This is a genomic window from Paenibacillus sp. 453mf (genome assembly GCF_900116105.1).
Taxonomy (GTDB): domain Bacteria; phylum Bacillota; class Bacilli; order Paenibacillales; family Paenibacillaceae; genus Paenibacillus; species Paenibacillus provencensis.
Window position 1 is genome coordinate 442279 of the sequence record NZ_FPAC01000001.1, and the last position, 26962, is coordinate 469240.

42 protein-coding genes and 1 pseudogene are annotated in these 26962 nt (G+C 38.7%); 40 read left to right on the forward strand and 3 right to left on the reverse strand.

The window, feature by feature from the left end; all coding sequences use genetic code 11:
• Positions 1-81: 81 nt before the first annotated feature.
• The 19 genes and pseudogenes from BM415_RS02040 to BM415_RS02130 all read left to right on the forward strand — a co-directional run bounded on the left by BM415_RS02040 (position 82) and on the right by BM415_RS02130 (position 11181).
• Entirely contained in the window at positions 82-450 is a 369-nt protein-coding gene (locus tag BM415_RS02040) for a hypothetical protein (protein ID WP_091154038.1), read from the forward strand.
• A 311-nt stretch (positions 451-761) separates the two neighbouring features.
• Entirely contained in the window at positions 762-1193 is a 432-nt protein-coding gene (locus BM415_RS02045; RefSeq protein ID WP_091154040.1) for a hypothetical protein, read from the forward strand.
• Between the two features lie 411 nt (positions 1194-1604).
• Entirely contained in the window at positions 1605-2153 is a 549-nt protein-coding gene (locus BM415_RS02050; RefSeq protein WP_091154042.1) for a DUF4303 domain-containing protein, read from the forward strand.
• Positions 2154-2281: 128 nt separating this feature from the next.
• The gene (locus BM415_RS02055) at positions 2282-2653 is read left to right on the forward strand and encodes a hypothetical protein (RefSeq protein WP_091154044.1); all 372 of its coding nucleotides are present in this window, start codon (positions 2282-2284) and stop codon (positions 2651-2653) included.
• A gap of 600 nt (positions 2654-3253) precedes the next feature.
• Positions 3254-3490, forward strand: coding sequence for a hypothetical protein (locus BM415_RS02060; RefSeq protein WP_091154046.1), 237 nt, complete (start codon positions 3254-3256; stop codon positions 3488-3490).
• A gap of 103 nt (positions 3491-3593) precedes the next feature.
• Positions 3594-3689, forward strand: a pseudogene (locus BM415_RS25395) (DUF4188 domain-containing protein); the annotation flags it as partial.
• A 163-nt stretch (positions 3690-3852) separates the two neighbouring features.
• Positions 3853-4218 carry a DinB family protein gene (locus BM415_RS02070; RefSeq protein ID WP_244533115.1) on the forward strand — a complete coding sequence of 122 codons (366 nt, stop codon included), beginning with the start codon at positions 3853-3855 and terminating at the stop codon, positions 4216-4218.
• A gap of 441 nt (positions 4219-4659) precedes the next feature.
• The gene (locus BM415_RS02075; RefSeq protein WP_170862340.1) at positions 4660-5160 is read left to right on the forward strand and encodes an arsenate reductase/protein-tyrosine-phosphatase family protein; all 501 of its coding nucleotides are present in this window, start codon (positions 4660-4662) and stop codon (positions 5158-5160) included.
• Between the two features lie 2 nt (positions 5161-5162).
• A complete protein-coding gene (locus tag BM415_RS02080) occupies positions 5163-5684 on the forward strand; it encodes a GNAT family N-acetyltransferase (protein ID WP_091154050.1) in 522 nt (173 codons plus the stop codon).
• A gap of 42 nt (positions 5685-5726) precedes the next feature.
• Positions 5727-6227 (forward strand): hypothetical protein, encoded by a 501-nt coding sequence (locus tag BM415_RS02085; RefSeq protein WP_091154053.1) that lies wholly within the window; start codon positions 5727-5729, stop codon positions 6225-6227.
• A 126-nt stretch (positions 6228-6353) separates the two neighbouring features.
• On the forward strand, positions 6354-6512 hold the full coding sequence (locus BM415_RS02090) for a GNAT family N-acetyltransferase (RefSeq protein ID WP_091154054.1): 159 nt from the start codon (positions 6354-6356) through the stop codon (positions 6510-6512).
• Between the two features lie 163 nt (positions 6513-6675).
• Positions 6676-7101, forward strand: a complete 426-nt coding sequence (locus tag BM415_RS02095; protein ID WP_091154057.1) for an NUDIX hydrolase — start codon at positions 6676-6678, stop codon at positions 7099-7101.
• An 18-nt stretch (positions 7102-7119) separates the two neighbouring features.
• Positions 7120-7584 (forward strand): hypothetical protein, encoded by a 465-nt coding sequence (locus tag BM415_RS02100; protein WP_091154058.1) that lies wholly within the window; start codon positions 7120-7122, stop codon positions 7582-7584.
• A gap of 91 nt (positions 7585-7675) precedes the next feature.
• Positions 7676-8221 carry a GNAT family N-acetyltransferase gene (locus BM415_RS02105; RefSeq protein WP_091154061.1) on the forward strand — a complete coding sequence of 182 codons (546 nt, stop codon included), beginning with the start codon at positions 7676-7678 and terminating at the stop codon, positions 8219-8221.
• A gap of 60 nt (positions 8222-8281) precedes the next feature.
• The gene (locus BM415_RS02110) at positions 8282-8635 is read left to right on the forward strand and encodes a hypothetical protein (RefSeq protein WP_091154063.1); all 354 of its coding nucleotides are present in this window, start codon (positions 8282-8284) and stop codon (positions 8633-8635) included.
• 51 nt (positions 8636-8686) lie between these two features.
• Complete coding sequence (locus tag BM415_RS02115) at positions 8687-9133, forward strand: GNAT family N-acetyltransferase (protein WP_091154066.1); 447 nt, start codon at positions 8687-8689, stop codon at positions 9131-9133.
• A gap of 94 nt (positions 9134-9227) precedes the next feature.
• Entirely contained in the window at positions 9228-9725 is a 498-nt protein-coding gene (locus BM415_RS02120; protein WP_091154068.1) for a DinB family protein, read from the forward strand.
• A 36-nt stretch (positions 9726-9761) separates the two neighbouring features.
• A complete protein-coding gene (locus tag BM415_RS02125; RefSeq protein ID WP_091159002.1) occupies positions 9762-10217 on the forward strand; it encodes a VOC family protein in 456 nt (151 codons plus the stop codon).
• 568 nt (positions 10218-10785) lie between these two features.
• On the forward strand, positions 10786-11181 hold the full coding sequence (locus tag BM415_RS02130; RefSeq protein ID WP_091154071.1) for a VOC family protein: 396 nt from the start codon (positions 10786-10788) through the stop codon (positions 11179-11181).
• Positions 11182-11217: 36 nt separating this feature from the next.
• Here the strand turns inward: BM415_RS02130 and BM415_RS02135 are convergent, their stop codons facing one another.
• Entirely contained in the window at positions 11218-11451 is a 234-nt protein-coding gene (locus BM415_RS02135) for an excalibur calcium-binding domain-containing protein (RefSeq protein WP_244533245.1), read from the reverse strand.
• Between the two features lie 348 nt (positions 11452-11799).
• On the opposite strand from BM415_RS02135, the gene BM415_RS02140 reads away from it, so the two are divergent.
• The 14 genes from BM415_RS02140 (at position 11800) to BM415_RS02195 (ending at position 20333) form a co-directional block, all read left to right on the forward strand.
• Positions 11800-12348: a GNAT family N-acetyltransferase gene (locus tag BM415_RS02140; protein ID WP_091154076.1), complete on the forward strand. Its 549-nt coding sequence runs from the start codon at positions 11800-11802 to the stop codon at positions 12346-12348.
• Entirely contained in the window at positions 12311-12856 is a 546-nt protein-coding gene (locus BM415_RS02145; RefSeq protein WP_091154078.1) for an 8-oxo-dGTP diphosphatase, read from the forward strand. Before BM415_RS02140 ends, BM415_RS02145 begins: the two co-directional genes overlap by 38 nt.
• Positions 12857-13249: 393 nt before the next feature.
• Positions 13250-13648 carry a DUF5071 domain-containing protein gene (locus tag BM415_RS02150; protein WP_091154081.1) on the forward strand — a complete coding sequence of 133 codons (399 nt, stop codon included), beginning with the start codon at positions 13250-13252 and terminating at the stop codon, positions 13646-13648.
• A gap of 21 nt (positions 13649-13669) precedes the next feature.
• The gene (locus BM415_RS02155) at positions 13670-14167 is read left to right on the forward strand and encodes a GNAT family N-acetyltransferase (RefSeq protein ID WP_091154084.1); all 498 of its coding nucleotides are present in this window, start codon (positions 13670-13672) and stop codon (positions 14165-14167) included.
• Between the two features lie 458 nt (positions 14168-14625).
• Positions 14626-14940 carry an NIPSNAP family protein gene (locus BM415_RS02160; protein WP_244533116.1) on the forward strand — a complete coding sequence of 105 codons (315 nt, stop codon included), beginning with the start codon at positions 14626-14628 and terminating at the stop codon, positions 14938-14940.
• Between the two features lie 19 nt (positions 14941-14959).
• Positions 14960-15457 carry a GNAT family N-acetyltransferase gene (locus tag BM415_RS02165; RefSeq protein WP_091154086.1) on the forward strand — a complete coding sequence of 166 codons (498 nt, stop codon included), beginning with the start codon at positions 14960-14962 and terminating at the stop codon, positions 15455-15457.
• A 22-nt stretch (positions 15458-15479) separates the two neighbouring features.
• Positions 15480-15755, forward strand: a complete 276-nt coding sequence (locus BM415_RS25740) for a GrpB family protein (protein ID WP_280142838.1) — start codon at positions 15480-15482, stop codon at positions 15753-15755.
• 59 nt (positions 15756-15814) lie between these two features.
• A complete protein-coding gene (locus BM415_RS25745; protein ID WP_280142839.1) occupies positions 15815-15904 on the forward strand; it encodes a hypothetical protein in 90 nt (29 codons plus the stop codon).
• Between the two features lie 10 nt (positions 15905-15914).
• Positions 15915-16073, forward strand: a complete 159-nt coding sequence (locus BM415_RS25750; RefSeq protein WP_280142840.1) for a hypothetical protein — start codon at positions 15915-15917, stop codon at positions 16071-16073.
• Positions 16074-16278: 205 nt separating this feature from the next.
• Complete coding sequence (locus BM415_RS02175) at positions 16279-17052, forward strand: class I SAM-dependent methyltransferase (protein WP_091154088.1); 774 nt, start codon at positions 16279-16281, stop codon at positions 17050-17052.
• Positions 17053-17238: 186 nt separating this feature from the next.
• A complete protein-coding gene (locus BM415_RS02180) occupies positions 17239-18222 on the forward strand; it encodes a phosphodiester glycosidase family protein (RefSeq protein ID WP_091154090.1) in 984 nt (327 codons plus the stop codon).
• Position 18223: 1 nt separating this feature from the next.
• Entirely contained in the window at positions 18224-19237 is a 1014-nt protein-coding gene (locus BM415_RS02185) for a bifunctional glycosyltransferase family 2/GtrA family protein (RefSeq protein WP_091154093.1), read from the forward strand.
• Positions 19238-19373: 136 nt separating this feature from the next.
• Positions 19374-19739, forward strand: coding sequence for a DUF4180 domain-containing protein (locus BM415_RS02190; protein ID WP_091154095.1), 366 nt, complete (start codon positions 19374-19376; stop codon positions 19737-19739).
• A 42-nt stretch (positions 19740-19781) separates the two neighbouring features.
• Entirely contained in the window at positions 19782-20333 is a 552-nt protein-coding gene (locus tag BM415_RS02195; protein WP_091154098.1) for a GNAT family N-acetyltransferase, read from the forward strand.
• 138 nt (positions 20334-20471) lie between these two features.
• Here BM415_RS02195 and BM415_RS02200 read toward each other — a convergent pair whose 3' ends face one another.
• Positions 20472-20936 (reverse strand): hypothetical protein, encoded by a 465-nt coding sequence (locus BM415_RS02200; protein WP_091154099.1) that lies wholly within the window; start codon positions 20934-20936, stop codon positions 20472-20474.
• Positions 20937-21261: 325 nt separating this feature from the next.
• Positions 21262-21777 carry a peptide-methionine (S)-S-oxide reductase MsrA gene (gene msrA / locus BM415_RS02205; protein ID WP_091154100.1) on the reverse strand — a complete coding sequence of 172 codons (516 nt, stop codon included), beginning with the start codon at positions 21775-21777 and terminating at the stop codon, positions 21262-21264.
• A gap of 162 nt (positions 21778-21939) precedes the next feature.
• On the opposite strand from msrA, the gene BM415_RS02210 reads away from it, so the two are divergent.
• The 7 genes from BM415_RS02210 to BM415_RS02240 all read left to right on the forward strand — a co-directional run bounded on the left by BM415_RS02210 (position 21940) and on the right by BM415_RS02240 (position 26873).
• Positions 21940-22575 carry a hypothetical protein gene (locus BM415_RS02210; protein WP_091154103.1) on the forward strand — a complete coding sequence of 212 codons (636 nt, stop codon included), beginning with the start codon at positions 21940-21942 and terminating at the stop codon, positions 22573-22575.
• A gap of 59 nt (positions 22576-22634) precedes the next feature.
• Positions 22635-23183: a GrpB family protein gene (locus BM415_RS02215; protein WP_091154104.1), complete on the forward strand. Its 549-nt coding sequence runs from the start codon at positions 22635-22637 to the stop codon at positions 23181-23183.
• Between the two features lie 32 nt (positions 23184-23215).
• Positions 23216-23836: an NUDIX hydrolase gene (locus BM415_RS02220; protein ID WP_091154106.1), complete on the forward strand. Its 621-nt coding sequence runs from the start codon at positions 23216-23218 to the stop codon at positions 23834-23836.
• Positions 23837-23874: 38 nt separating this feature from the next.
• The gene (locus BM415_RS02225; protein WP_091154109.1) at positions 23875-24192 is read left to right on the forward strand and encodes an AAA family ATPase; all 318 of its coding nucleotides are present in this window, start codon (positions 23875-23877) and stop codon (positions 24190-24192) included.
• A gap of 104 nt (positions 24193-24296) precedes the next feature.
• On the forward strand, positions 24297-24806 hold the full coding sequence (locus BM415_RS02230; protein WP_091154111.1) for a cysteine hydrolase family protein: 510 nt from the start codon (positions 24297-24299) through the stop codon (positions 24804-24806).
• Between the two features lie 49 nt (positions 24807-24855).
• Positions 24856-26355, forward strand: a complete 1500-nt coding sequence (locus BM415_RS02235; RefSeq protein WP_170862341.1) for a GNAT family N-acetyltransferase — start codon at positions 24856-24858, stop codon at positions 26353-26355.
• Positions 26356-26378: 23 nt separating this feature from the next.
• Complete coding sequence (locus tag BM415_RS02240) at positions 26379-26873, forward strand: GNAT family N-acetyltransferase (protein ID WP_244533117.1); 495 nt, start codon at positions 26379-26381, stop codon at positions 26871-26873.
• The last annotated feature ends 89 nt before the right edge of the window (positions 26874-26962 follow it).

Here is a 26962-nt window from a genome sequence, read left to right on the forward strand (position 1 = left end):
CGCCTTAAGCCTCTCGGGTTCGTGAATACAAGAACGTTATAGGAAATCAGCCTAAGTTAAAATCAATTATTCGGGAGCTCAATGGAGCGAAAATACCAAGAAATACGAGAATATACCGACCAAGAAATTAAAGAAATTCAAGAAAGGCAAGTAATAGATGAACTGATTTTATTGCCCCTTTCTGTGGGGATGTACCATCATAATTGGAGAATTGCTCAAAACCTATGCTTAGAACTAGCTCAACATGAAATTGCTCATGTTAGAGCAAATGCAGTATTTGGATTGGCCCATATTGCAAGGACAAAGGGAGAACTTGAAAAAAGAGTAGTAAAACCCATTGTACTAAAGGAATTAAGGCATAATGAAGAATATAGAGGAACGATAATAGATGCAATAAGTGATATAAACCTATTTTGGAATTGGAAGTTAGCGAAGAAGCATGATTTATAGATAACTCAAAGAAGTGCTGACATCCTATAACATTATATTCACGCTTCAGGCCTGACGGCCTTCGGTCTCGCTAGAAGCGACCGGCAGGGAAGCAGATTCAGCGGACACATTCGCACCGACTAACCGCATCGCGGCCAGTCACTTCATGACCTTAAGTCGGTGGGACGTCGTGAATACCGAAACGTTATGTGAAAGACCTGCCACAAAAGATTTGAAAGTAACTCAGTCGCAACGTCCTGTTGCTTGATGAATATAAAATTGGTCAAAATGTCAGAAATACGTTAAGATCTTATAGCTTGGGGGATGTTCTCTTGGACAAAAAGAATAAAGAGCAAGACATTCAAAGGTTATACAAAGCACAAAAGTTGGCGTTATATTGGTTACTGGGAATTGTTTATTCAGGATTTATAGGATTGCAGCTTGGTAGGAATCAGGCTATTGCAGATTTTAATTATAATCTCCATGAATTAATGTTCATCCCTTATAATATTGCTTTATTTGTCTCACCTGTTGTGTTCCTAATCTATATTTATTTATTGGTAAAATACCTATTTAAAAGTGGGAAACAAAAGCTAAATTTTAAAAAAGGAATTAAAGCAACCCTAATAATAACTTCTTTCGTCGTTATAATTTCTATAACAACTTACCAATCTTTTGAGGTGTCAACTTCTGGAGTATTTGAAGTAGAAGAAAAAATTCATAAGGATCGGAGATATTATTTATTACTAAACGAAAAAAATTAAGGGTATCTTTTAATGAATTTCAATTAGTTGAAGAGAAAAAACAATATTTAATTAGTTTTGTTTGGAATAAACAGACTCCAAACAAGGGATGGCTTGAAACTATTGAACCAATAAAATAAAAATCTAAAAAACATATGAGAGCCGACGTCCTGTCTCTATTCGAGGAAGCGTGACCGGTCCATCAGATAAAATAACAAAGAGCGTTCACGCTGCGGGTCGGCATGCGTCGGCCCTTGGTCGCATTAGAAGCCGAAAGCAAAGAAGCAGATTCAAGCGACAACCCCTGCGCCGCCTAAGTCTTCGACCCAGCACTACTCGAGCCTAAGATAGGAGCTATCTAAGGCTCGAGCAGCACCTTAAGGCATGGTGGGTAAGGTTATCTGAAATGACCTACAAAGGAGTAAAAATAATATGAAAAGCCCTGATTTCAGTTTATGGAAAAGTACACTATTGAATCATTTTAGAAATAATCTCGAGGAATTTGCAACAACAACTGAAAATAAAGAAGTGTATGCGGTGATATTGGACTGCCATGCTACATATGGGAGTGTAAATATGAAGTGGAATACCGTAGATTCGTTTAAAAAGTATGTGGAAAAATACTATAGCTCATATACTTCTCATGAATTACTCGGATCTAGGGGAGTTGAATACAATGTAGGAGATTTTTCATACGAAGATTCGAAACAACCAGAAGAAATAAATAAATTTGAGCACTTGTATGAAACAATACTTTCAAAATATATTGATAGAGAAGATGAAGAATCATCGAATGAATTAACTCAAAAGTTTATCAATACTCTAGTTGAAATAATCAATGAACTTACCCCGACCTTTTCCAGACTCAATAAGACTGATAACTTTATTTCATTTGTTGTAGAACATGACTCTGATTACTATGAATACATAAATAGGAATGTAACATTAGAAGACTATTATAAAGCTTTTCCTGAAGTTTAAGAATATGATCAATATCTAAGCAATATATTTATTTATTATCAGATGAAGAACAAGTTACCCATTGGTGTAATTTATTACGAGAACTTGTAGTTGGAAACGATACAGATGAAATAAGATCATTTAAACAAATGAACCGAAATAAGCATGATGTGGTGGATGAAATTAAAAAATTGGGAGTAATTGCGGCAAGTAAAGTAGTTACACTTTTTGAGGTGTTTTCCGGATATATTCCATCAGTGGATGGCATATTTATTCGAAGCGAGAGTCATACTCGATGGATGTTCTTGAAAATTATAATAGATATTAAAAATGCAGATATGGAGACAATTAATCGATTAAAGAAAATACTTATAAGAAAGTATGAAATAGATAATGAAATACAAGAATGTATAAATATTGCAAGGACTCTTCATGCTCTTGATTCATCACGTTTTCCTAAAGAGGTTCATGATGAAAATAGACTTAGATTATTAAACTTTGAAGAATACAAGAACAAGTAGTAAATCGAAGCAGTTGGTCATCTCAGATTATGCACTGGATCCTAGCGACTCCTTAATCCCACCAGATGAGATCGGTAGGGATGCCAAATCAGGATATTATTAAAGGATGTCGAATGATTATTAGTCCAAGATACGAAGGCCGATGAGTTCCCTGGGAGAGAGCCATTATATCCTCATAGGGCTGAAAAGCGTTTAGGTAAAGCTAAGATAATAAAGGTATTAAATGAAGAGTGAAAAACGGTTGGGTAACTTAAGATACTTTTGTCTAATAAACATATTCCTTTTTATAGAGAAGCCCCTTGTTCCGTACTAGGATTCAATAACTAACATTCTACAATTCAGTACTTGAAGTCGATAGAGTCTATCCATTCCACTTAGTAATTCAGTATACAAGGTTTATGTCTATAGGTAGTGGTGATCGATATGCTCTCTGCTCTCTATTCAATGAATTCACTATATAATGGGGTATAATAAGAATCATTAAATAAAAGGGATACAGACCTAAAACGTGAACTTGAAAATAAAGTCAGATTTTCAAGTGTAGCAGAAACATATATAAATGACAGCAGAGCCCTAGCAATAAAGTTAGGGCTCTTTCTATTGAAGAGAATTATCTTTACCAACCATGCGAATATAAGATGCAAGCAGCAAGGAATTAACCCTGAATCATTAAAATATGAATTAAGAGATGTTCCAAAATTTAATGGTGAAGTAAGATGGATAACGGCTCATGCAATTGTCAAGCTTGAGAGTAAAGGAAAGAATATTGCTATTGTCAAAACAGTGATTTCAAAAAGGAAATACAAGGATAGTAGAAAATTAAATACAGAAGCTTGACTAAAGCCAATACAAGCACAAAATATATTTTACTCTCACCTAAAAAAGAGGAGTGATCTATGTGTCGGATGTGATTCACGCTAGATATACAGCTGTTCAACCGGGACAATATGAATGTTTTTACGGGAATATGCCTAAATTTGGTTTAGCCAAATCCGGAACGCATATACCAGCAGTCGGTAAAATGGAGACATCGTGACGAAGAATGGGAGGAGATAATAATCCAGCAGTCCCTACTCCTAAAAATTGATAGTATTGCCTGATTTGCAAGGGGCAGCATAGAGTGAAGTTAATTCAACTCACAGACCTGGAAGGCTATACTCGTCTGATTCAGAATTGGAATAAAGGAGGCGTAGAAAGGTATGAATTATAAATCTATTCTATTAGATCAATTAAACGCTTGTTATAACGATAAGAGCTGGTTTATTCCTCTACATGAGATCCTAATAGACTTAAATGCAGCACAAGCTGCTTGGGAGACGGAAAGTAAACCATCAATCTGGTCGATCGTGAATCACCTTATTTTCTGGAATGAGAAATGGCTTGAACGATATAACGCCGGACATTTTGAGTTGGAAAGCTCATTAAATAATGATGATACGTTTTATGTTGATCCACATTCTATAGATGATCTTGCGTGGAAGAAGACCCTTCAGAGACTAGAAAACGTCTTTTATCGCTGGAATAGGCACTTGAGGAAAGCACAGATTCAAAACTTATATCTGTAATCCCATCATATTATAATGCTCCATGGTGGGGAGTGGTATCTAATCTAAGTATTCATAATGCATATCATATTGGACAGATCATGTTACTGAAAAAACAATTGCTAAGTTCAAGGAAATGATGGATCAAAACATGGAAACTCTGAGTATCATTCCTGCTCAACTAGGCGATCAGCAGTAGGGTATGCCTTATACTAGGAAAGAGAGGACATAAATAATAGGGAGAATAAAACCTTCTATATAAGACAGTATTATATCAGTAGGCAATATCGAAGTTAACCCGAGGGGCAGAAGGTTTTGGGAAGAGATCGGATTCAATCCATATTATACAAACATGAGGTTGAATCCGTAAGGATATAGGATTAGCTCAAGAGATCCGGTGTATAACAAGCTAATTATGCTGCGGACCGAAAGAAGCAATTGAATGGAAAGGAAGTGAATATATTGAAGGTTCTATTTTTATGTACAGACAATTATACTCGCAGCATAATAGCTGAGTTTATCTGTAAGGATTATCTGAGGAAGAATCTTATCTCGGATGTACAAGTGGCATCTGCAGGAATAAGAGCAAATAGTGATATTAGTAAATATTCGGATCTTCATTTTAAAATAATGAATAGCATGAATATCGATACATCTGAGTTTAAAAGAACACAATTCGATAATGAAGCATTTCTTAAATATGACATAATCATTGGTATGAGTGAACTACATAAGGAATTTATAAAGAATGAATATAATAAAGACATTTATCTATTCAATGAGATCTATAAAGACCAGAGTACAGCTATAAACATTGGTGCACCCGATAGTGAAGATTTTGAAGAGAAGATGAGAGAGTTAATAATATATTTTATGGATGCAATGCCAGAAGTGATATCGAATCTAAACCATATTCATCCATTCGGTACCAGCCCTTCTATAAATCGAGAGAAAGGGGACTAAAGATGACAAATCCAATATCAATTAGAAAACTTTCAAATGATGAAGAGGTATCCTTATTGGACATAGCATTCTCAAAGAGATATCCAAGGTATACCTCGAATGATTATTTTTTTAATTGTTTAGAAGAGAATTTGGAAGGCAAAAGAGTTACATTACTAGCCTACTATGAAGATACCTTGGCCGGTTGCTGCCACTTATTGTTCGAATCGGACTATTCATATTTTAAACGAGAAAACATACCGGAGATAAATGACCTCAATGTTTTTCAGGAGTTTAGGAGAAAGGGAATCGCAAGTGTGATGTTTGATGAGTTAGAAAGAATAGCATCAAAGAAATCCAAATCTATTGGTCTAGGAGTAGGACTATATAAAGATTACGGGAACGCTCAAATTATGTATAACAAGCGCGGATATGTAATGGATGGCAGAGGAATTGTATATAAGAATATTGAAGTTAAGCCTGGGCATCAAGTGAATGTTGATGATGATCTGCTGATGTACCTAATCAAAGAACTAAGTAAATGATTGATGAATGGAATATCCCAAAGTTATGAGGTGGGTCATTAAATGACAGATTTACTCACTAAAGAAACAAACCTTCTTTACTATAAAAGATATAAAAATAGGGTAACAACTACAGACTATTTGAAGTGGGCTAATTCTTTAGCAGTAGCTGATATTGATTCAATAACTTTATACAAGATCTTATCAATGGATTCTAATGAAAGTTTGTTTAGTTTCGAAGATTATTTCAACAAATTTTTATTTGAATTAGGAATTAGTATTCCTGTTTATGAGGAGTGTGCTAGAACATATTTGTATTACCTTTGCAAGGAAATAATAAGTAATTCAAGGAATACTAATGATATTGTAAAGGATATACTTAAAGTTGTTTCTGAACTGGATTACCCAGAAGATTTGATAACTTGGGTGAACATTGATGAAGACCTTGACCGAATCATGTATGATGATCAGTATCACAAACCAAATGAAGTAGAGGTAAGGAAGCAAATCATATTAGAAGCAAAGAAATACATAGCTAAAGTTGACGTATTAGAAGTTAACTAACTTACACAGAAACCCACCTAATGAAAGCAAAAGCAAATTAGTAGGTGGGTTTTCGGAACGTTAGATGATAACGCAAAAATCATATATTTTGTGAGGTGTGTACTGTGGGAATAGAGTATAAAAGCAATGGCTGATGAAATTATTACGGTAAGAGATGAGGGAAGGCTTGTTGGATTCCTAAGGGCTATAACTGACTATTCTTATTGCTGCTACATATCCGATATTGCGGTAGATAAAGACAATCAGGGACAAGGAATTGGTAAAGAACTAATAAGAATACTTTAGGAGAAGAAAATATTCAATATACTTTAACCTCAGTTCCTAGAGCGGTTGGATTTTACGAGAAGATTGGATTTGAAAGAGCAGATAAGGCATCTGTAATTAAGCGGAAGAATAATTGAATGCTTTGAAGGAACTTATAGAAATTCATATGTGGGGGAGATCAAGGATGAAAAGAATTAATGTAGTTTATTCTCTCATTTTAGATGAGACAAAGACAAAAATATTAATGGTGAAAAATAAAGACAACAATCGGTGGTCTCTTCCTGGTGGAGCAGTTGAAGAGGGAGAATGTTTTGATGAAGCAGCAGTTCGGGAAGTAAAGGAAGAAACGGGGTTTGACATTAATATTCACGGCATTGTTGCGGTTAATGAAGCAAAAATAAGCCATAGTAACGAACATGCGTTATTTATTACGTTTAATGCAGAGATTGTTGGAGGAAATAAAAAAATCATAAGACCTGAAGAAATAACGGATATTCAATGGATTAGTCTTGAAGAGTCTAACAGATTGATGCCGTATTATAAGGAAGGATTAAGTGGATTAGTTCAAAGAAACTCTGAAGTAACTTATTTCAATGAAGGCACTGTATAATCGAAGTGAGGTTAAAGAATGGCAACATCTCAATGGCAAGAAATAAATAATCAAGACGACATAGCGAGATTAATGAGTTTATTTGGTTGGTTTCACGATTCATGTATCAAAGAGCTTTATATGTGGACTGATCATTATGTAAGTAAAGACCTTTCCATGTCAATATCAGCAAACCGTGACCATAGAGTTAGATTACTTATTCAAAGACAAAATACAAGTCCAACTGCGATTGAATTGATATTTGATGAATTGGTTCAATTGTATATTAATCCAAGTCCAGAAAATTACGATTCCATTATCTTTGGTGCGACATTTTTACATAAGGACGGCTTGTTTTATTGGGCAGACGATAGCGGTTGGGATCCTGACGAAGAAAATAAATTTGCTAGAGTAAATTGGATGTGCTCCAAGAAAGTGAAATGGAGAGATGTAAGTGATTGGATGGGAGAGACATTGCGCTATGGGCCTAAAGATAATGAATGAGAGTTAGAAGAAGCACGGAGAACCTCAAATTAGAAGAGAAATAAATATTTGCATGCATCAAATACAAAAGAACTTAGGAGAAGATAAAATCATGTTTAAATACGAAATTGACGACTCTTCTTTTTTATCGTTACTGGAGATTAAAGATGCCCAGCAATTGTATGATTTGATCAATAGGAATAGGGATCACATAGGGAAGTGGTTGAATTTCCCCAATATTACTTTGAGACCGGAAGATTCAAAAACCTTTATCGAAAGGACACGTTTAAGATATGCTAAGGAGGAAGGTTACTGGTTAGGAATATGGAGTAGGGATAAACTAGTGGGCTCTATTGGTTATGTATATTTAGACCAGGATAATAAAAAGACTGAAATTGGATATTGGCTAGGAAAAGAGTATGAAGGTAAAGGTTTAATAACTAAATCTGTTAAATTACTAATAAATCATGCATTTCTTGAACTTAAACTTAACAAAATTGAAATTGGTGTAGCTACCGCTAATACGAAGAGTCGTGCTATTCCAGAGAAATTAGGGTTTAAACCTGAAGGAGAATTAAGAGATTACGAATATATCAATGGAAGATTTCTAGATAGAATAATTTATGGACTGAGAGCCGATGAATGGAGAACGGAGTAGAATATTTCAGCAAAGAGATTTGTGATTATTTGAGTGGAAAAAGAACAGGAGAATAAAATAATGGAGCCTTTTCCTCAAGAACATGAACTAATGGAACTCTTTGAATCAGAACCAACAAAACTTGATGAAGAAGTACCATTTTTTTATAACAACAATACATATAAATTATGTAGACCCAATGGGGAATTATACTTTGAGATCGAACCTAGTCATCGCTGGAGCAGGGTCGTATGGAAACAAGGTACAGCCTCTTTAGTCGATCTAACTTTAGAGAATATTAAGGGAATAGACATTGAAAAACGGTCTGGAATGGAATTTATGAACTTCTATTTTGATGAAGAACAAGGTGTAAGAACACTACTATTAAAGACGAAACCTGCAATATCAGTCATATGGGGAACACTGAGTGATTAATGAGGCTATATCAAAGAACATAATAAATCTATGAAAAGAGTGGATTGAGTTATGGAACTAGAACTTAGATTATTTGATGGAAATGACATCTTACAATGTGTAGATACTTTTATAAATGTTTTTAATCAAGACCCGTGGAATGATGAATGGTCAACAGACACTGCTTATCGATATTTGATAGATTTCACGAATACCCCTGGATTCACAGGCGTTGTTGCTGTAGATGGGGAAGAAATGATTGGTTTTATCTTTGGTGCTTCTAAGCATTGGTGGAGTGGAAAAGAGTTTTTCATAAACGAAATGTGTGTCAGTGTGCAGAAGCAGAAAACCGGTGTAGGATCAGCACTTATGAGATTCCTAATAGAAAAGCTTGAGTCAGATGAGATAAGTAACGTAACGTTGTTAACGGATCGAGGAATACCAGCTGAAGTTTTTTATAAAAAGAATGGATTTACGGAGATAGATAGATTGGTGTTTCTGAATAAGAACTTGAGTTAAGAGAACCAGAAGGGGATATCCATTGTCTAATCGGTATTCAATTCACAGTGCGTGGCTACAGGAACGTTAGTATTTATTATGAAGGGGTGTTCTAATGGATATGGCATCCGAAGTAATTGAAAGTATGTTAGTCAAATTTCAGTCTGAAAGGAAATGGACCCTTCAAGCCATCGAACAACTGTCAGATGAAGATATTACGTGGTCACTGAATGCGGAAAGTAATAGTATTGCTAATCTGGTTGCTCATATTCGAGGTTGTGTTCACTCGCGAATTGAAACAATCCTTTATAATATACCTGATTCAAGGGATAGAGAGAAGGAATTTGAACGTGGACTAATAATGACTAAAGAACAGGCTTACATAATGATAAAGGAAGCATTTGATATCATCATCCAATATCTCGAACACCTCAATGAGAATCAAGAATTGTTGTTATCTCTACCCTTTATCAATCGTCCGCCTCTCACATATAGCCAAGTAAATAATCAAACAACTGTTCTTAACCTAATGATCGCAATGTTAAGAGAGATTCATTACCATACAGGGCAAATAATATATGCAGCAAAGATAAGGAAGGGTCAGTTAGTATAGCATTAAAAGTAAATCAGCATGAAAGGAAATACGGAAATGATTAAAGGATTATTCGAAACACATCTAAATGTGAGTAACTATGAGATTTCTGCAGAATTTTATGAGAGATTGCTAAACATAACTCCACTTCATGAAGATCGGAATCGAAAGTCGAAGTTTTACTGGGTTGGCAAACCTGGAGAGTCTATGCTTGGTATCAGAGAAAATTATCCTACTAGAGACATACAGCGTCAGCATTTTGCTTTTAGAGTTGAACTAGAGGATATCATCAATGCAATGGATTATTTAAATGACCTTGGAATCGAATCCACTAATTTCTATGGCGATCGTTCAGATGATTTAATGGTATTCCCGTTTATGCCCGCTGTTTCAATCTACTTTGATGATCCGGATGGTCACTCCGTCGAATTTATTGCTATGTTAGATGACGAGCCGAGACCTGATCTAGAAATCATGTCTTGGAAGGAATGGGATAGATTACACGAAAGATGATTGATTCCAAAGTTACGTACAAGATCGTTATTTCAAAACATTACCAGCCGCTGAATGCGGTTTTTTTTGTTATACAGTGTCAAGTTATGTCCTAGAAATTAAAGGAAATTACTTGAAAGTATGGAATATTAGATAGTTATACAATCAAGCATAATGAAGTAAGTAAATGAGTGAGAAAGGGTGATCGATCTTGCAAAAAGCCATTGTCGTTTATTTCTTAACAGAAAGAAAAATAATCTAGAAGAGTTGAATCAAATGCTATCCGAAGGCTGGAAAGTTGTTAGTCAATGTGGAATGAGTGGAAGCCAAATGAATGCTCCTTGCTCTTTAGTAATCTTGGAAAAATAGAGTAATAGAATATTCGTCCGATTTATTTGGAGAGGTGATGACGGGATGTCTAAGATCTTAAAAAAGTTTGTAGTAGAAGCTTTACGGAATGTTGATTCTTATACAAAAATATTTGTACAACATGACGAACATCAAATGAAACAAATTCAAGAAATTATGTGAGCAACAAGAAGATATGTTTGTTAGAGAGCTATAGAACGAATCGGAGGTAGTTCTGGCTATGGAGGTTGGAAAAATCCTAGGCATTGCCTACAATGTGATCCCTGTTAAAGATTTAGAAAAATCAGCAAATTGGTTCGTTAAACATTTTGGTTTTAATATTAGAAATCGGAGAGAAGGATATTTAAGTCTTTTTAGGGATAACAGACCAATACTAGACTTGATTCAGAGCGAAAATAATACACGAGCCATGTTTGAAGTGCGCAATCAAAAAAGATGGGTCATCACTTTTTTCACGAATGACATCCTATCATTACATAACTATTTAAAATCAGAGGATGTTAAAGTCGGAAATATTAGTGATGAAGGACAGTATGGGAAGTTCTTTGTATTAGAAGATATTGACGGTAATTTATTTGATGTCTGGGAGCATCATGATTGCGAGTTGATATATTGATAATAAAGGACCTTCGATAGAGAAGGTCCTGCGGTATTATTTTTCACATGCAATAAAATCTTTGTCTCGATCGCTTTTCTTGTTCGCTTCATATAATTTTTTGGATACGTAGGGCTTATATTTAGTTTTCCCGCCTTTGTTCTTAACAGAAGCAGATTTGGCTACCCCGCCTTTATAGACTTTATTTAACTCAGTGCAGTTCTTGTAAGTTACCACCTCAGGTTTGGCAGCGGCAGAACTAACGGATCCAACAAAAAGAGTGGATACCAGCAAAAAAGCGAACGTTTTTTTCAATGGAAAACCCTCCTGCGATATTCAAGTGTCAAACAAAAAGATATGTATAAAAATGTAATAAACAAACTTATGTGCTAATTATGCACAAACATTATCAGAAAGTCGAGCTAAACATTTAAACCTAAGTGAGGTTAATAATGAAACGACTAAAAACAAGCTTGCTTCGCATAGAGCCGGTAATGTTCTAGAGGTAGGTACGGGTACAGGGAGTTTTATCCCAACCCTATTAGATATATTTAATTAAATTGATCAGATGATACGCATTGATATGGACCATGTTTTAATACCCTAAGCAAATAATACATATATAGAGGAGAATTCATAATGCACATGGAGACCTCAAGATTAATGATTCGTGATTTCATCATAGATGATTGGATTGATGTACATAAGTATGCGTCCAACCCTAAAGTAACGGAATATACGCTGTGGGGGCCTAATAATGAAGATGAGACGAAGTCATATGTAAGTCAACAGATTGTATTGCAACAATCTAATGATCGAACAGATTTTGAATTTGCTGTCATTCTAAAAGAAACAAAACAATTAATAGGTGGCTGCGGAATTTATATCAGAGAGAAAAATGCGGAGATCGGTTACTGTTTTAATTCTGAGTATTGGGGCAGCGGCTATGCTAGTGAAGCATCCAACGCATTACTGAAACTAGCATTTGAAAATTTCAATATACATAGAGTCTATGCAACTTGTCGACCAGAGAATGTGGGATCAGAAAAGGTGTTAAGAAAAATTGGAATGAACATGGAAGGTCACTTAAGGGAGCATATATGGGATAAAGGTAAATTTCATGACTCCTATTTATTTTCTATTTTAGAGAATGAATATAGAGAGAGGAGTGAACAGGTTGGCATCTGAAGTAACTCATAAAATATACACGATGTGTATGATACAGGACGGATCGAAGGTCCTATTAATAAATAGACCCGATAAGCTTGGATTTCCAGGATACATAGCTCCCGGAGGAAAGGTGGATTTTCCAGAGAGTATAGTTAATGGTGCAATTCGTGAAGTACGTGAAGAGACGGGATTAATCGTTAAAGACATTATTTATAAAGGTCTCGATGAATTTTGTGAACCGGATAAAGGCTTGAGATATATGGTATTTAATTATCTGGCGACTTCATTTGAGGGTAATCTGCTGGATCATCCTCCTGAAGGGGAATTACGTTGGGTAGAGATTGAAGATGTACCAAAGCTGCCTATACAGGATTGGTTTAAACGAAGATTTCCTTTGTTCTTCGAACAAGGCACCTTTGAAATGAGTTTTATTTGGAATGAGAAAAGCAATGAGACATTAGATAAGACGATCAAGAACTATGGTATTGGCGCTTTTAAAAAAGTTGATTCTAGCAGCTCGCCTTAGTGTCTTCCTGTAGGCTGCCCTCCTAGTTCACCAAGTTGGATTCGCTGTCACAAGTACAGTCGATGAAATTTTTTAGAAGAACATTATTGATTCAATTAGGATATAATGCTCGAAATGAGCATTCTGAATCCAGCGACATTGATATATTAGTTGAATTTACTCGCCCCGTGGGATCTTGCTATACTACAGAATTCATCCAATTTCATGCCAAATGAGTTGACCAGGTGTTAGAGCACTTGGTCTTTATAATATACAAGCTACGCTTTGGTTCAGAAGAGGAGTAATGAAGCGGGTTTCAACTTATACTTCTGCGAGGTTAAGTCCAGTCCGATTGGGGCTATACATCAGTCTTGAGGATGAAACTAAGAAAAATCAAGGACTAAGGTGAGCTGAATGAGTAATCTCCAACAATTAGTTCCAAAACATAAACATGACTTAGAGGTCATTAATAAGCTGAGAGAACTTAAAAATAATGAAGTGGATATTAGTTCTATCATGGATGATCTATTTGATTGGTTGCAGGATATAAACTGGCCTGTGGCACAAGAATTATGTAAAGTACTCCCTAGATACAAAGCGGATGATCTGCTTCCTAGAATATATATGGTATTGAATAGTGACGATGAATGCTGGCAGTATTCATGTATTTACTTTCTTATCCCAAACCTGAATACAGATCTCCTTAATGAAGTAAAAGATGAATTATTGAGAATCATTCAGAATCCAACACCCAATGAAGTATTAAGTGAGATAAATCAAGTGGCTAAAGAGATCTTTGAAAGTATATTCTAAGGAATGGAGCAAAAAAGAGTTATGCAATCATTTCGTTATTACTTAATGACAGAAGAATACGCAGCGTCAATTGCTGGATGGACTTATGAAGAATCCTACTCATTCTATAACATGGATGGCACCGAGGAAACGATCTCTGAGTTAATGAATGGTGAATATTACTACGTATTAAATAGTGATAATGAGCTGTTTGGATTTATTTGTACTGGAGAATCAGCCCGTGTATCAGGAGGGTATGAAGTAGGGATTTACAATGATGATAAGTGTGTTGACCTTGGCCTGGGATTAACTCCTTCACGCACTGGTATGGGCAATGGTGCTAATTTCGTAGTTAGTTCTATCAAGTTTATTACAGAGGAATATCAAATATCTAACATTCAACTCGTAGTCGCTGCATTTAATGAACGTGCAATTAAAGTCTATGAAAGGGTTGGATTTGCAGAATCACAATGGTTCAAAAGTCGAGTAGGAGACGAAGAAGTTGATTTTGTAGCAATGAAATTAACAGTACGGAAATGAACCGGCAGATACATTAATCATGTGAAGTTTGAATAATGTCTTGAAATCCAAGGAAGTACTCGATGAGTATTTTGGAATCCATAATATTAAAAGAGTTCTCATAGTCACTACTTTTTACCATATCAGACGTTGCTACTTAACATTGAAGACCTATATGCCGGAACACATGGAGTACTCATTATGTCCTGCTCTAGATAACAGTACGAGACCCACGAACTGGTGGGAGAGTCGGCAAGGTACTCAAAGAGTAATGAAAGAAGTAGAAGGACTAATATATTACACGAAAACGAATAAAATCATAGATTATGAAATTTAATTCCAAAAAGGCATCTAAATAAATCGATCAAAGTGGGTGTGGAAAATGATCTATCGGAGGAAGACTTACATTGTCGCTAGTTCAATTGTAGATGAGTTTAATTCTTTAGAATCAATTTCATAATACTCCAAGTTGGTTCATTATGAAATTGATTCTATTTAATGATGCCTTGTTACCAACCCAGCTGAAGTACGGAGCAAGACTCATTGGAAGATGGCAAACCACATTGAATGAAGAAACTAGTGAAATCTTTGCTATGTGGGAATATGATTCGTTAGAACAATATGATGAAATTGAGAAGAGGATTAAATCTGATGTAGAGCATGTCAGCAAGGTTCAACAACGGTTGGATGCGATCGGAAGAGATCGACTAAAGGAAGCTTTGCAGGATATTAAACAGGAGTTCTTTACAACAACAGTCAACAGGGAACAAACCATTTTAAAAACTTTGATATAGGTGAAGGTGGTAACGAGCGATGAATTATAGTATCAGACCTATTGAAGCAGGGGACATTAGTTTTTTATGGGATATGTTATACGAATCGCTGTATGTTCCAGAAGGGCAGGTGCCGTTTAGCAAAGAAATTATCCATGATCCGTTCATTTCAAAGTATGTAGAAGGCTGGGGACGGGATGGAGATTTTGGTTTTATTGCAATCCATGAAGAAGGTAAGCCAGTTGGATCAATAACAGCTCGATACTTTAATGAAAGTAATAAAGGATTTGGATTCGTCGATCATGACGTCCCCGAACTAGGAATGGCGATTTTGGAAGATTACAGAGGGATCGGAATTGGAAGTGCTTTGTTGAATGAACTCTTTAAAGAAGCCAGGATGAAGAACATTGGGAGAATCTCATTAAGTGTAGATCCAAACAATGAGGCAGCGATGAGACTTTATCAACGATTTTGCTTTGAGGAGGTAGGCAAAGTAGACACATCGATAACAATGGTTGCAAATGTGAATATAATCTAAATTCCAAGTTGGTGATCTCAGGATGAAAGACCCCGTAATCATAGAGCCTTATAATGATAGCTGGCCCAAATGGTATAATGAAATTCGATGTCAGATTGTAAGTGAATTGGGAAGTACCATACAAAGGATTGATCATATAGGCTCCACAGCTGTAGTGGGATTAGCAGCCAAGCCTATTATTGATGTACAAATTTCAGTGTCGGACTTGGACAATATCGAGGAAGTTATTTCTGGACTCAAAGAGATTGGATATGAATATCGTAAAGACAATCCTGATTTAACTGAATCAATTTCATAAGCAACCAAAGGTATTATGAATTTGATTCGACCAAGAGATATTTTAGAGAAAAAAGTGATATGAGAAGGACTCATATTCATGTACGACAAAGTGGAAGTTGGTCAGAACAACTAAATTTGCTGTTTAGAGATTATTTTGAGAGAGCATGAAGATGCAAAAATGAAGTATGCTGAGGTCAAATATGAACTCGCAAATCTATATAGAGATCAACGGGGAAATTATGTAGAAGAAAAAGCGGAAATCGTATGGGACATTTTAATGAAAGCAAATCTATGGAGTCAAAAGATCGGTTGGAGACCATTCAAAAAGGATTATTAAACACGTTTCTCAGCCAACCATACATAGGTAAGATAACAAACTTAAACAAAGAAGGAGCAGAGTGATGAACCCACCAAAGCATATCGTTTCGGCAGCTGCCATTGTAATCAATGATAATAACGAAATGAAAAAGAGCAACCAATGACCTCGACCGATATCAAGCTATGTATAGTTAAAAGTTAGATCAGGCTGGAGGCGAAGCAGTATGGAGAATAAAGAAACCTTCAATTATATCGTTAATGAATATGAGAGGTTTAGACCAGTTTATCCAAAGGAAATGTTCAATGACATTGCTGATTATTCCAGCCTGAAACAAGGCCAAAAGATCCTCGAAATTGGCTGCGGGACTGGACAGGCGACCGGAGGCTTCGTGGCTAAAGGTTTTACGGATATCACATGTGTTGAGCTTGGTGATCAATTGGCGCAGTTTACTGCAGAGAAATTCAAAGGGTATCCTTCGGTAAAAGTAATTCATACCGCATTTGAAGATTGGAATGGAGAAGGTTCACCTTTTGACCTCGCGATATCGGGAACGGCTTTTCATTTTATTGCGCCTGAATTTGGATATCGGAGAGTGTGGGAGCTGCTTAAACCTACAGGTTCAATGGCATTCTTCTGGACGGTACACGTTCCGATGTATGATGACCTCCATCAGGAGATTCGTCTTCACTACCGTGACCTTGCTCCTCATTTGAATGACGCTGCTCTTCCTTCTCCTGAGGAAATCATTGAAGATAGAAGAAGGATTACTGACAAGTCGGGGCTTTTTAAGAATCTACTTGTAAAAGAGTATAAGGAAATACAGACACTCACCAGCTCAGATTATGTATCCTTACTCAATACAAACTCCAAGCACAGGCAGCTTCCGAAGTCAGTTAAAGATGAACTGTTCCACCGAATCCAGGAGTCCGTTGACCGAGCAGGCGGTACAATCCAAAAGGATCATAGAGTTGCCTTATATTTGGGCAAAAAAGCTTAGACGATAGGAAATATTTAGGTGGTTTTTCTCTATTAAGAGAGAAAGACCATCTTTTTTATACAGTCTCCAAAAATCGAAGTGTAGTTACTACGATAAGATGGGAACTTAGATCTTGATCTTGTTTCAGATTCATTTAAGCAACCCTTTATATACTCTGCCTTAGAACATATGTAAAGGGGACTTCTTATGAAAGCTTATCTGAAGCAAGGTCGAATACGGAAAAGAAAAGGGTTGATCATCTCTTTAATTATCCTGATTATCGTGGGAGCTATATTATATGGGCTTGCCAATCGCTATCTCATTGAACATGTCGAGGTTGTTGTCACGGATGAGATCGCAGATTCCAATCAAATAGCTGAAACAGTGGGAACCGAGCCTGCCGACACCGCTGCATCCACCAGTACTACTGCCGAATATGATGACTGGAACTATACGAGTGATGATATTCAGATTCAGATCGAGCAGGTACAAACCGGATCAGGTGCGTATCAGATTACTTACTATGTAGCTGACGTCGTACTTAAAAATGCGGAGATACTACGCACGGCATTCGCGAACGATAGTTTTGGAACGAATATTATCGAGAATACCTCAAGTATCGCTTCAAGCAAAAATGCGATCTTTGCGATCAACGGAGACTACTATGGATTCCGCAGCGACGGAGTCATTATCCGAAATGGAACGCTATATCGGGACAACCCGGTGAGAGATGCTATGGCACTGTTTACGGATGGGTCCATGCAGACGTATAACGAGACAGAAGTTTCTTCCTCTGAGCTGCTGGCTGACGGGGCAGTCCATACGCTGTCCTTTGGACCGATTCTCATCCAGGACGGTGAAATTGCCGGGGATCTCAGTCATGTCAAGATTGACAACAATTTCGGTAATCGATCCATTCAGGCTGCGAACCCGCGGACCGCGATCGGTATGATTGAACCGAATCATTATGTTTTTGTCGTGGTGGATGGGAGAAAAGAAGGCTACAGCCGCGGAATGACGCTGGACGAGCTTGCAGAGCTGATGGATAGTCTTGGCGTAACAGAGGCTTATAATCTGGATGGCGGCGGCTCCTCAACAATGGTATTCATGGGCAGGGTCGTGAACAATCCTCAAGGTAAAAATGAGGAACGCGGTGTCAGCGATATCCTGTATGTAGCGGAGGGAGATTGAGATGACCATTCTAATTCCTGCCTATGAACCGGATAACCGTCTGCTTGAATTGATTATTCAGCTTCAGCGCTGCGAACTGGGACCGATTGTCGTTATCGACGATGGCAGCGGCCCGGCATATAGCAAGATTTTTGCATTGGTGAAATCTCTGCGATGTACCGTCCTCACCCATGAAGCCAATCTTGGCAAAGGACGCGCATTAAAAACAGGTTTTGAGCATATTCAAAAAAACGGACTCCCCGGTCCAATAATTACGGCTGACAGTGACGGTCAGCATCTTCCGCATGATATACAGCGGATTTATGAGGCAGTACAGAAGCAGAACGCACCGGGCATTGTGCTCGGCAGCCGCCGCTTCAGCGGCAGGGTCCCTTTCCGAAGCCGTTTCGGCAACACAGTAACGAGATCGGTTTTTGCATTGACGACGGGAAATAAAGTGTACGATACGCAGACGGGACTGAGGGGATTCCCATTATCTATGCTGAGCTGGCTATCTGACATCCCCGGCGAACGATTCGAATATGAGATGAACATGCTGCTGACCGCTCACAGAGCCGGCTATCCCATTACGGAGGAATATATTGATACGGTTTATTTGGATGAGAATAAGTCATCTCACTTTCGCCCTGTTGCTGATTCGCTGCGGATCTATTATCCGATTCTGCTGTTCAGCACTTCGTCGATGTTGTCTGCGCTTCTCGATTTTGCATTATTGTTCATCGTTCATTACTTTAGCAGCAGTCTGCTGCTATCGGTGGTCGCCGCAAGGCTGTGCAGCTCTGTGTTCAACTATTCAATGAATCGAAGATATGTGTTTACGGGAGCCCATGCAAAGAGAATTTATCAATCCCTTCCCAAGTACTTTGCGCTTGTCCTGCTTATATTACTGCTGAATTATGGACTGCTTTACTTTTACAATGAAAAATTAATTATCCCTCTGCTCGCAGCGAAGGTGATGACGGAGGCGTCCATCTTTATGTTCAGCTATTGGGCACAACGCAGGTTCGTCTATTAACCGGCTAGCTTAAATGCTTGAAGGGTAGCGGTTGTGGAAAATGAATAAACCGTGTTTAATGAGGATGCGGGGTTAAGCATGCTGCTTGTCTTTTAGTATATAGGAGTTCGTCCTATTGAAGTCGGGAGGAATAATGATGGAGGTATCGACTGTTCATCGCAATGGAGTTGAGATTGCTGTTGTACGTGATCAGAGCTTATTGATCGAAGATGTTCAATCTGCCTTGGATCTTATGGCAACAGTGAAGTATGAGACGGGTTCCAGCCGAATTGTGCTGAATAAATCAGCTATTGCAGAGCCGTTCTTTGATCTGAAGACGAAGCTGGCCGGTGAGATCATGCAGAAATTTGTAAACTATCAGACGGCGATCGCGATCGTGGGGGATTTTTCAATATATGAGAGCAAGAGCCTGAAGGATTTTATATATGAGAGCAATAAGGGCAGACATATCTTTTTCCTGGACAATGAGGAGCAGGCGGTTGAGAAATTAAGCAGGGTTTAACAGTTCGCATAATCGAAAGTCGTGGAGGAAGGGAGCAATCTCTTGAGCAATGTACAAGTAATATCGGTGGCTTCGGTGGATGTCGAGAAGGTTAATTTTGTTTTTGAGAAGACCATACCGGATACGTTTGAAAAAGAAGGCATCGCCCATCTGGAGGAAGATCTTCGCGAGGAAATTGAACTTAAGAAGAAGCTTCTACAGAGGGCGCTTCAATCCGATGCTGAAGATACCCTTTTTCTTGTTGCGATGCAGGATAATACGGTCGTGGGTACCATCTCGTATTCGCCTTGTGGAGAGGATATTAAAGCATGCACCGGGCATGCACTGGATCATGTGGGTGAGTTGGGCAGTTTATATGTACTTCCTAGTCTTCAGGGGCAGGGTATAGGCTCGGCATTGATCAAGGCGCTGCTGATACTGCTGAATGAACAGGGAGTCGATCAGTTCTGTCTGGACAGCGGCTATAAGCTGGCACAGCAGAAGTGGCTGCGAAAATTCGGCAAGCCGTATGCGGTTGTAGAGGATTACTGGGGAGCAGGCTCAGCGCATATGGTATGGCTGTGTCAGGTGAAGGATTTTATAGCTAATCGTTAAAAAGATCACAAAAATTTTATCATGAAGTAAAGCAAATTGCATTCAATATATTAACAATATAGTGAGAAGTTAAGTGTTAAATCTACAAAGAGAAAATCGGCTCTTCAATTAAGAAGAGTCGATTCTCTTTCAAGTCTTTTAAGCAATATCAGCTATTGAAAGATTAATTTGCTGAACAAATTGCTCTGCTTTTTCTTTTTCTAAAATTGACATCTCGATGGAAGAAGTATGTCCTGCGTTATTAGTATAAGATATAGACGCTGTATATGAATTTAATAATGGAATTAGTCCAAGTAATGTAACAATAAGGCCTCCAAAGAACGATCCCCCTAGGATCGAAAGACCAATGAGAGTTATGACCCCTCCAAAAATAAATCTTCTCAGATGAAATTTAGTTGAGACTCCAACACTTGATACATTTTTTAGAGGAAAAGTAACTTCTTTTTTCCCTATTGGAATAAGTCCAAAAAGAGTGTTAGGTTGATGGCCAGCGATTCGCTTTGAGGTTAATGTAAAATCTGTCTTTAACCAAGCTAGAATTAAATTAGTGGTAAACTGTTTCTTATCTACCAAAGATTCTTCTTTACCTAGTACAATACTCATAATTTCAGTGCTCCCTTATATAATAATTAGGTATTGAGTCCTAATCATTCTACAATAAAAGTAAAATTTCTCCAACATTTTTTTTCGGATACTATTGATATCTATACTTTTATTGAATGCTAGTAAATTTACGAGTATAAAGTCATATAGAAGTACTTATTTGTGTTTAAGGCCTTTCATATTTTTAAATTCTGTTAATCGAATAATTTTAATATAAAATTCTTTTCTTAATCACAGGCCAATTTGCTGTAAGATAATATATAACAATAAGAACCAAGGCACAGAACAGCTTTGGTTCTTTATAGAATATTAAAAGTGATATCTACTACTTCCAATTTTCCGCGATAAACTCATCGCGTCCTGATTTCTCACGGTCTTCCTTGTAATGCTTTTGATTCTTCTTATGGTAGTCCTGATGATATTCTTCAGCAGGATAGAAAGTTGCGGCTGGCAGGATCTCGGTGACAATCGGTTTATCAAAACGTCCGCTTTCTACCACCTCTTTTTTGGAAGCCAGAGCAAGCTCCTTCTGATGCTCATTATGATAAAAAACAGCTGTCTTATACTGACTGCCGCGATCATGGAATTGCCCGCCTTCGTCAGTCGGATCAATTTGTGGCCAATATAACTCCAATAGCTTCTCGTATGGAAATAGCTCTGGATCGAACGTAATTTCAACGACTTCATAGTGACCTGTCGTTCCGGTTTTGACCTGTTCATATGTAGGATTCTCTACAGAGCCCCCTGTGTAACCTGATACGATACCGTGGATGCCGGGCAGCTCCTCAAATGGAGTCACCATGCACCAGAAGCATCCGCCTGCAAATGTTGCTTTTTCCATGTGTCCAACCTCTTTCAGTAAGTCTAATAATGTATAGTTGTCATTCAGTATACCAAACTTCATCCCTCTAAGGACAGATGGAATTGATATACCGTGCTATTACTCCTGGGATTTCTTGAATAGAAAATATTTAAATATTGAACTAAAGGGGATGTTTGTTTCATGAAACCCGTTGTTGGAATTCTGGGAACGATTCATAATGAGAGCTTAAGAGAGCAGTATCATTGTTCGCTTGATCTGTACCGAGAAGTGATCCATCGCTTTAAGCCTGACTTGATATGTGGTGAAGTTCATCCTAACGGCTGGCAGAAGTACTTGAATAACAAGCAGGATAGGGGCTATTGGGGCGAGCCTGCGAGCGAATACTGGGAGCTGATCTTTCCATATTGTGAGGAGCAGGGCGTCGAGTTCGTCCCCATCGACTGGTTTGAGCTGGATGTATGGAATGATTTCGATCCTTTTATGCCTTTTCCGGAAGATAATCGGCGAGAGCTGGAGAAGCAGGATGATGAATGGTTTAAGAGGCAAATGGATACTTGGTCATACGGCCATATTCCATTTAACTCCGCTGAATTTGATCAAATAACGAAGCAGAAATATGAATGGATGTATGAAATTAATCCGACAGCAATGAATTTTAGATGGATCGTAAGGAATCAGATTATGATTCAGCGAGCTAAGAATGCGATCAAGGCGAACCCACACCAAAAAATACTATGTGTCATTGGCGCAGACCATAATTATCTTTTTCATGAAGAGCTGAAGAGCGAGCAAATCCTTCTTCAATATCCACTATAGGAGAAATGGTCGATCCCTGGCTGAATACATACGTACGATGAAAGGAACAGGAACCACTCATGGAACAAGTCATTATTACTCCATACAACGCGGAGTGGAAGCAGGATTACGAGCATGAACAGAAGGAAATACTAGATAGCTTTGGAGGTCTTCCAGTCTTTATTGAACATATTGGCAGCACCGCTGTTCCTGGTCTGGATTCAAAACCCACCATTGATATGATGGCCGGAGTGGAGGAGCTTTGTCTGGTGAACGAGGCGGTTATTGAGCATTTGGCTGAGATCGGATATGAATATGTGCATAAGCCCGAATTTCCAGAGAGGCTCTTTTTTCGAAAAGGGAAATGGAGAGCTGGGACCCATCATTTGCACGTGTACAAGTTCAAGGGTCCGCATTGGAGCAACCAGCTGCTGTTTCGCGAGTATCTGAAATCCCATGAAGAAGTCAAGCAGGAATATGATCGGCTCAAGAAGAAGCTGCAAGCAGTGCATACATATAACCGTGTGGCCTATACCGAAGGGAAATCGGATTTTATTACTCATACGATCCAGCAGGCGAGAGAAGATAAGGGATTAACCACAAGGCTTCATAGCAAGGGCTTGATGTAGTGATCTAGTCCATATTAAAAGGGGATGCGTAAATGGAACAGCTTAAGTGGCTCGCATGGGCACAGCAGATTCAGGCCATTAGTCAAACGGGTCTTGCCTATTCGAAGGACGTATATGATTTGGAACGTTTTGAGCAGCTCAGAGCACTCAGCATTGAAATCATGAGAGAATATGTGGATGTGGAAGTCGATCAAATCCGGGATCTATTCGCGAGCGAGACAGGATATGCAACTCCGAAGGTGGACATTCGAGCGGTTGTTTTTCAGGACAACAAGATTCTAATGGTGAAAGAAAAGATCGATGGTGCATGGGCGCTCCCTGGCGGCTGGGCGGATATCGGTCTGTCTCCCAAAGAGGTCGTTGTTAAGGAAGTACGAGAAGAATCCGGATATGAAGTAAAGGCTGTCCGCCTGCTTGGCGTATATGATAAGAAGTTTCACGATCATCCGCCGTCCCCTTTTTATATCTACAAGTTCTTTATTCTATGTGAGCTCATTGGCGGCAAACCGCAGGAAGGTGTGGAAACGTCGGAGGTTGGATTCTTTGATGAGGATCATTTGCCGGGGCTCTCGATCGACAGAAACACCGAGAAGCAGATTAAGGAATTGTTCAATTTCTTGAGGGATCCTTCAAGGGACGTATTTTGTGATTAGGGTGGAAATGTAGCATAAGCTAGAAGGGTAAATCAACAATGAAGAAATTAATTATTATTAACGGAACGATGGGTGTCGGCAAAACAACGATAAGCAAAGAGGTCCATAAATCGCTGGACAAATCCGTCTGGCTCGATGGAGACTGGTGCTGGATGATGAATCCTTGGGTGTTCAGTGAGGAGAACATTCGAATGGTCATGGACAACGTTACCTATCTGCTTCGTAATTATCTTACGAATTCCACATTTGACTACGTCATTTTGAGCTGGGTACTGCATAACGATGGAGCAGGTCGTAGAGCAGGTACGACATATCATCACTTCATGTTGAGACAAGAAGGACCGCGTTTAGCCTGAAGAATGTACTATGTAAAATAGCTATAGAAGTTTACTACCAAGACGAAATAACCCTGATGAAGTATAGTAAATTACATGGATTGAAAATGAATGGGGGATACAATTTGAAGATTGCTTTACTTATCGTGGATATGCAGGAGTTATTACTGAAGAACCAGGTTAAACCGCAGGATAAGGACAATGCCTGCGAATATATCAATTACGTAGCCGATCGGCTTCGCGTGAATGATCAGGTTGTCGTACATATCAAGGATATAGAAGGTGCAGATCATCCAGACGATGCAGCTTATGATTTTATATCAGACATACATATAGAAGCTGGAGATATCACCGTTAACAAGGTCAATTCCAACGCCTTTTGGCAGACAGAGCTTGAATCGATCCTTAAAGAGAAAGGTGTAGAGCTTGTCATCGTTTCCGGTTTTGCGGCGGAGCACTGTGTCCTCTTCACATATAACGGAGCAATTGAAAGAGGCTTCAACACCGCGATGCTGCAAGGAGGTATTCTAAGCTCGAGAGAAGATGCGGTTTTAACTACATATCGTGACAGGCAGATTATATCTTATTCTGTCATTGAGCTATTTGCAGCCAGCCTGACCCACCCGAAGAGTTAACACACGGTGGGCTTTTTTATGCGGATGAAAATGAGATTGGGGGAAAACGATGAGCTATATCATTCGTAAAATCAGGACTCCAGACGATTATGCTTCGATCGCGGAGATTCTGGGCTATGTCTTCTCTGAACCAACAACTGCAGAGAATCTGGCTGATGAGGATGCTAAGATTCCTGATACCGGATCACTATGGATCAATGAGGACGGGCTGCTTGCCGGATTCGACCGGTATCGCCTGGTAGCAGTGAATGAGAAGGGCGAGATTGTAGGCTATGGTATATCCTGGAGAGCACCTTGGACCGAGGCAGGAGAGCTGAATCATCTTCTGGCCGTTCATCCGGATTACCGCAAGCAAGGCATTGGCCGAGCACTGTACAAAGAGCTTGAGAATTGGGCTGTCCTGAATGGAGCAAGCAAGCTGAATTATGAAGTGAACGATAATGATGCTTCCTCCATTGTATTTGCCGAACATCGTGGATTTGAACAAGAAAGACATCTGTTTGAATCTGTCTTGGAGCTGCCGAATGATAGCTTGGGATCGATGTATTCACCACCCCAGTCCTCTATTGTTATCAAACCTTTATCCGAGATGGAAGAGTCCGATGCGGAACGGAAGCTGTATGAGCTGTATAAAGTAACGAGCAGAGATATTCCGGGAATTAGCGGAGATTATTTTGATTTTAGTGAATGGAAGAAGTGGACTTTGGAGCTGCCCGGCGCAAGGCCCGAGTATGTTCTGATCGCCCTGGATGAAGATCGATTCGTTGGAGTAGCGCATATACTGCATCAGTCTTCCACGCAGAGCATGTACCACGAATATACAGGAGTAGATAAAGCGTACCGAGGCAGAGGGATTGGATTCGCATTAAAAATGAGTGCTGTAAAGCTTGCGGAGCAGTTGAACATCAAGTACTTGCGAACGAATAATGACTCTCTGAACCATCCCATGCTTCACATCAATCGAGACCTGCTGGGATATAAGCCGGTGCCTGGAAGATATAAGATGGTAAAGGCACTGCCTAAACAGATTGATAATCTATTGAACAAAGCAGCTAGACCCGAAACAAATGTGAAAGTAGAAGTATTACAGGCACTGACGGCAGATAAACCAGTAATAAAGAATTTAGTGCAGTTCTATATATATGATTTTACTGAGTTTACAAACGAGCAAATTAGTGAACAAGGTACTTATCCCATATTATCGGATCTCAATAAATATTGGGAGAATCATGAGGACTATAATGCTTATCTGATCAAGGCCAATGGAGAGATTGCAGGCTTTGTACTTGTAAAGCAATTGGAGGATGATCGGAGCTATAAACTTGCTCACTTTTTTATCCTTCGTAAATTTAGAAGATCCGGAATCGGAACTCAGGCAGCCAGAGCTGTCCTCTTTTCAGCTAAAGGGAAATGGGAATTGAATCAATTACAAAATAACTTTCCAGCTATACTGTTCTGGAATCGGGTACTACTCTCTGAGGCAGTAAGCGAGAGTATTACGGTCAGATACGAACAAGGCAAGAGAATTCAGAGCTTTATTATTAACTAATGCAGAAAGTGAGGATAGGGCAAATGCTTGAAGTGTTCCCTGCAAGATTATCGGACAATTCAGAAATATTGGATCTGTGGAAAGGAGCTGCCAGCTGGATCCAGGCCAAAGGAATCAACCAGTGGCATCCTGATGAATTTAACCTCGCGATGACCGAACAATTGATTATGGATCGTGAATTAGAACTATTTGTGGCAAAAAGGGAAGGTATCATCGTAGGAACACTGTACATTTGCTGGTCTGACCCAGTTGTCTGGGGAGAGCTAGATGATTCAGAATCGTCTGGATACATCCACAAGTTTGCTGTCAGCAGATCACATGCGGGTCAAGGAATAGGCAGAGAGCTGCTGTTGTGGGCCGAGGATTACATACGGAGTAAAGGAATGAAACAGATTAGGCTGGACTGCATGGCAGAGAATGACAGGCTGAATCAGTACTATGCAGCGGCCGGATATTCACATAAGAAGCTGCTCCACTGGGACAATGGCTGGAAGATTAACTTGTATGAGAAGGAGTAACTCCTCTTTCGCTAAAGTGAAATAAGCGGACAATCTATATGCATGAGTATGATTGTAAATAGCAATCTATTAATCAGGACCCCATCCGT

Bases quoted from the DNA above. Each gene is read 5' to 3' on its own strand.
- BM415_RS02040 (WP_091154038.1), top strand. From the start codon at position 82: ATGGAGCGAAAATACCAAGAAATACGAGAATATACCGACCAAGAAATT.
- BM415_RS02050 (WP_091154042.1), top strand. From the start codon at position 1,605: ATGAAAAGCCCTGATTTCAGTTTATGGAAAAGTACACTATTGAATCAT.
- BM415_RS02055 (WP_091154044.1), top strand. From the start codon at position 2,282: ATGAACCGAAATAAGCATGATGTGGTGGATGAAATTAAAAAATTGGGA.
- BM415_RS02070 (WP_244533115.1), top strand. From the start codon at position 3,853: ATGAATTATAAATCTATTCTATTAGATCAATTAAACGCTTGTTATAAC.
- BM415_RS02080 (WP_091154050.1), top strand. From the start codon at position 5,163: ATGACAAATCCAATATCAATTAGAAAACTTTCAAATGATGAAGAGGTA.
- BM415_RS02085 (WP_091154053.1), top strand. From the start codon at position 5,727: ATGACAGATTTACTCACTAAAGAAACAAACCTTCTTTACTATAAAAGA.
- BM415_RS02090 (WP_091154054.1), top strand. From the start codon at position 6,354: ATGGCTGATGAAATTATTACGGTAAGAGATGAGGGAAGGCTTGTTGGA.
- BM415_RS02095 (WP_091154057.1), top strand. From the start codon at position 6,676: ATGAAAAGAATTAATGTAGTTTATTCTCTCATTTTAGATGAGACAAAG.
- BM415_RS02100 (WP_091154058.1), top strand. From the start codon at position 7,120: ATGGCAACATCTCAATGGCAAGAAATAAATAATCAAGACGACATAGCG.
- BM415_RS02105 (WP_091154061.1), top strand. From the start codon at position 7,676: ATGTTTAAATACGAAATTGACGACTCTTCTTTTTTATCGTTACTGGAG.
- BM415_RS02110 (WP_091154063.1), top strand. From the start codon at position 8,282: ATGGAGCCTTTTCCTCAAGAACATGAACTAATGGAACTCTTTGAATCA.
- BM415_RS02115 (WP_091154066.1), top strand. From the start codon at position 8,687: ATGGAACTAGAACTTAGATTATTTGATGGAAATGACATCTTACAATGT.
- BM415_RS02120 (WP_091154068.1), top strand. From the start codon at position 9,228: ATGGATATGGCATCCGAAGTAATTGAAAGTATGTTAGTCAAATTTCAG.
- BM415_RS02125 (WP_091159002.1), top strand. From the start codon at position 9,762: ATGATTAAAGGATTATTCGAAACACATCTAAATGTGAGTAACTATGAG.
- BM415_RS02130 (WP_091154071.1), top strand. From the start codon at position 10,786: ATGGAGGTTGGAAAAATCCTAGGCATTGCCTACAATGTGATCCCTGTT.
- BM415_RS02140 (WP_091154076.1), top strand. From the start codon at position 11,800: ATGCACATGGAGACCTCAAGATTAATGATTCGTGATTTCATCATAGAT.
- BM415_RS02145 (WP_091154078.1), top strand. From the start codon at position 12,311: ATGAATATAGAGAGAGGAGTGAACAGGTTGGCATCTGAAGTAACTCAT.
- BM415_RS02150 (WP_091154081.1), top strand. From the start codon at position 13,250: ATGAGTAATCTCCAACAATTAGTTCCAAAACATAAACATGACTTAGAG.
- BM415_RS02155 (WP_091154084.1), top strand. From the start codon at position 13,670: ATGCAATCATTTCGTTATTACTTAATGACAGAAGAATACGCAGCGTCA.
- BM415_RS02160 (WP_244533116.1), top strand. From the start codon at position 14,626: ATGAAATTGATTCTATTTAATGATGCCTTGTTACCAACCCAGCTGAAG.
- BM415_RS02165 (WP_091154086.1), top strand. From the start codon at position 14,960: ATGAATTATAGTATCAGACCTATTGAAGCAGGGGACATTAGTTTTTTA.
- BM415_RS25740 (WP_280142838.1), top strand. From the start codon at position 15,480: ATGAAAGACCCCGTAATCATAGAGCCTTATAATGATAGCTGGCCCAAA.
- BM415_RS25745 (WP_280142839.1), top strand. From the start codon at position 15,815: ATGAGAAGGACTCATATTCATGTACGACAAAGTGGAAGTTGGTCAGAA.
- BM415_RS25750 (WP_280142840.1), top strand. From the start codon at position 15,915: ATGAAGTATGCTGAGGTCAAATATGAACTCGCAAATCTATATAGAGAT.
- BM415_RS02175 (WP_091154088.1), top strand. From the start codon at position 16,279: ATGGAGAATAAAGAAACCTTCAATTATATCGTTAATGAATATGAGAGG.
- BM415_RS02180 (WP_091154090.1), top strand. From the start codon at position 17,239: ATGAAAGCTTATCTGAAGCAAGGTCGAATACGGAAAAGAAAAGGGTTG.
- BM415_RS02185 (WP_091154093.1), top strand. From the start codon at position 18,224: ATGACCATTCTAATTCCTGCCTATGAACCGGATAACCGTCTGCTTGAA.
- BM415_RS02190 (WP_091154095.1), top strand. From the start codon at position 19,374: ATGGAGGTATCGACTGTTCATCGCAATGGAGTTGAGATTGCTGTTGTA.
- BM415_RS02200 (WP_091154099.1), bottom strand. From the start codon at position 20,936: ATGAGTATTGTACTAGGTAAAGAAGAATCTTTGGTAGATAAGAAACAG.
- msrA (WP_091154100.1), bottom strand. From the start codon at position 21,777: ATGGAAAAAGCAACATTTGCAGGCGGATGCTTCTGGTGCATGGTGACT.
- BM415_RS02210 (WP_091154103.1), top strand. From the start codon at position 21,940: ATGAAACCCGTTGTTGGAATTCTGGGAACGATTCATAATGAGAGCTTA.
- BM415_RS02215 (WP_091154104.1), top strand. From the start codon at position 22,635: ATGGAACAAGTCATTATTACTCCATACAACGCGGAGTGGAAGCAGGAT.
- BM415_RS02220 (WP_091154106.1), top strand. From the start codon at position 23,216: ATGGAACAGCTTAAGTGGCTCGCATGGGCACAGCAGATTCAGGCCATT.
- BM415_RS02225 (WP_091154109.1), top strand. From the start codon at position 23,875: ATGAAGAAATTAATTATTATTAACGGAACGATGGGTGTCGGCAAAACA.
- BM415_RS02235 (WP_170862341.1), top strand. From the start codon at position 24,856: ATGAGCTATATCATTCGTAAAATCAGGACTCCAGACGATTATGCTTCG.
- BM415_RS02240 (WP_244533117.1), top strand. From the start codon at position 26,379: ATGCTTGAAGTGTTCCCTGCAAGATTATCGGACAATTCAGAAATATTG.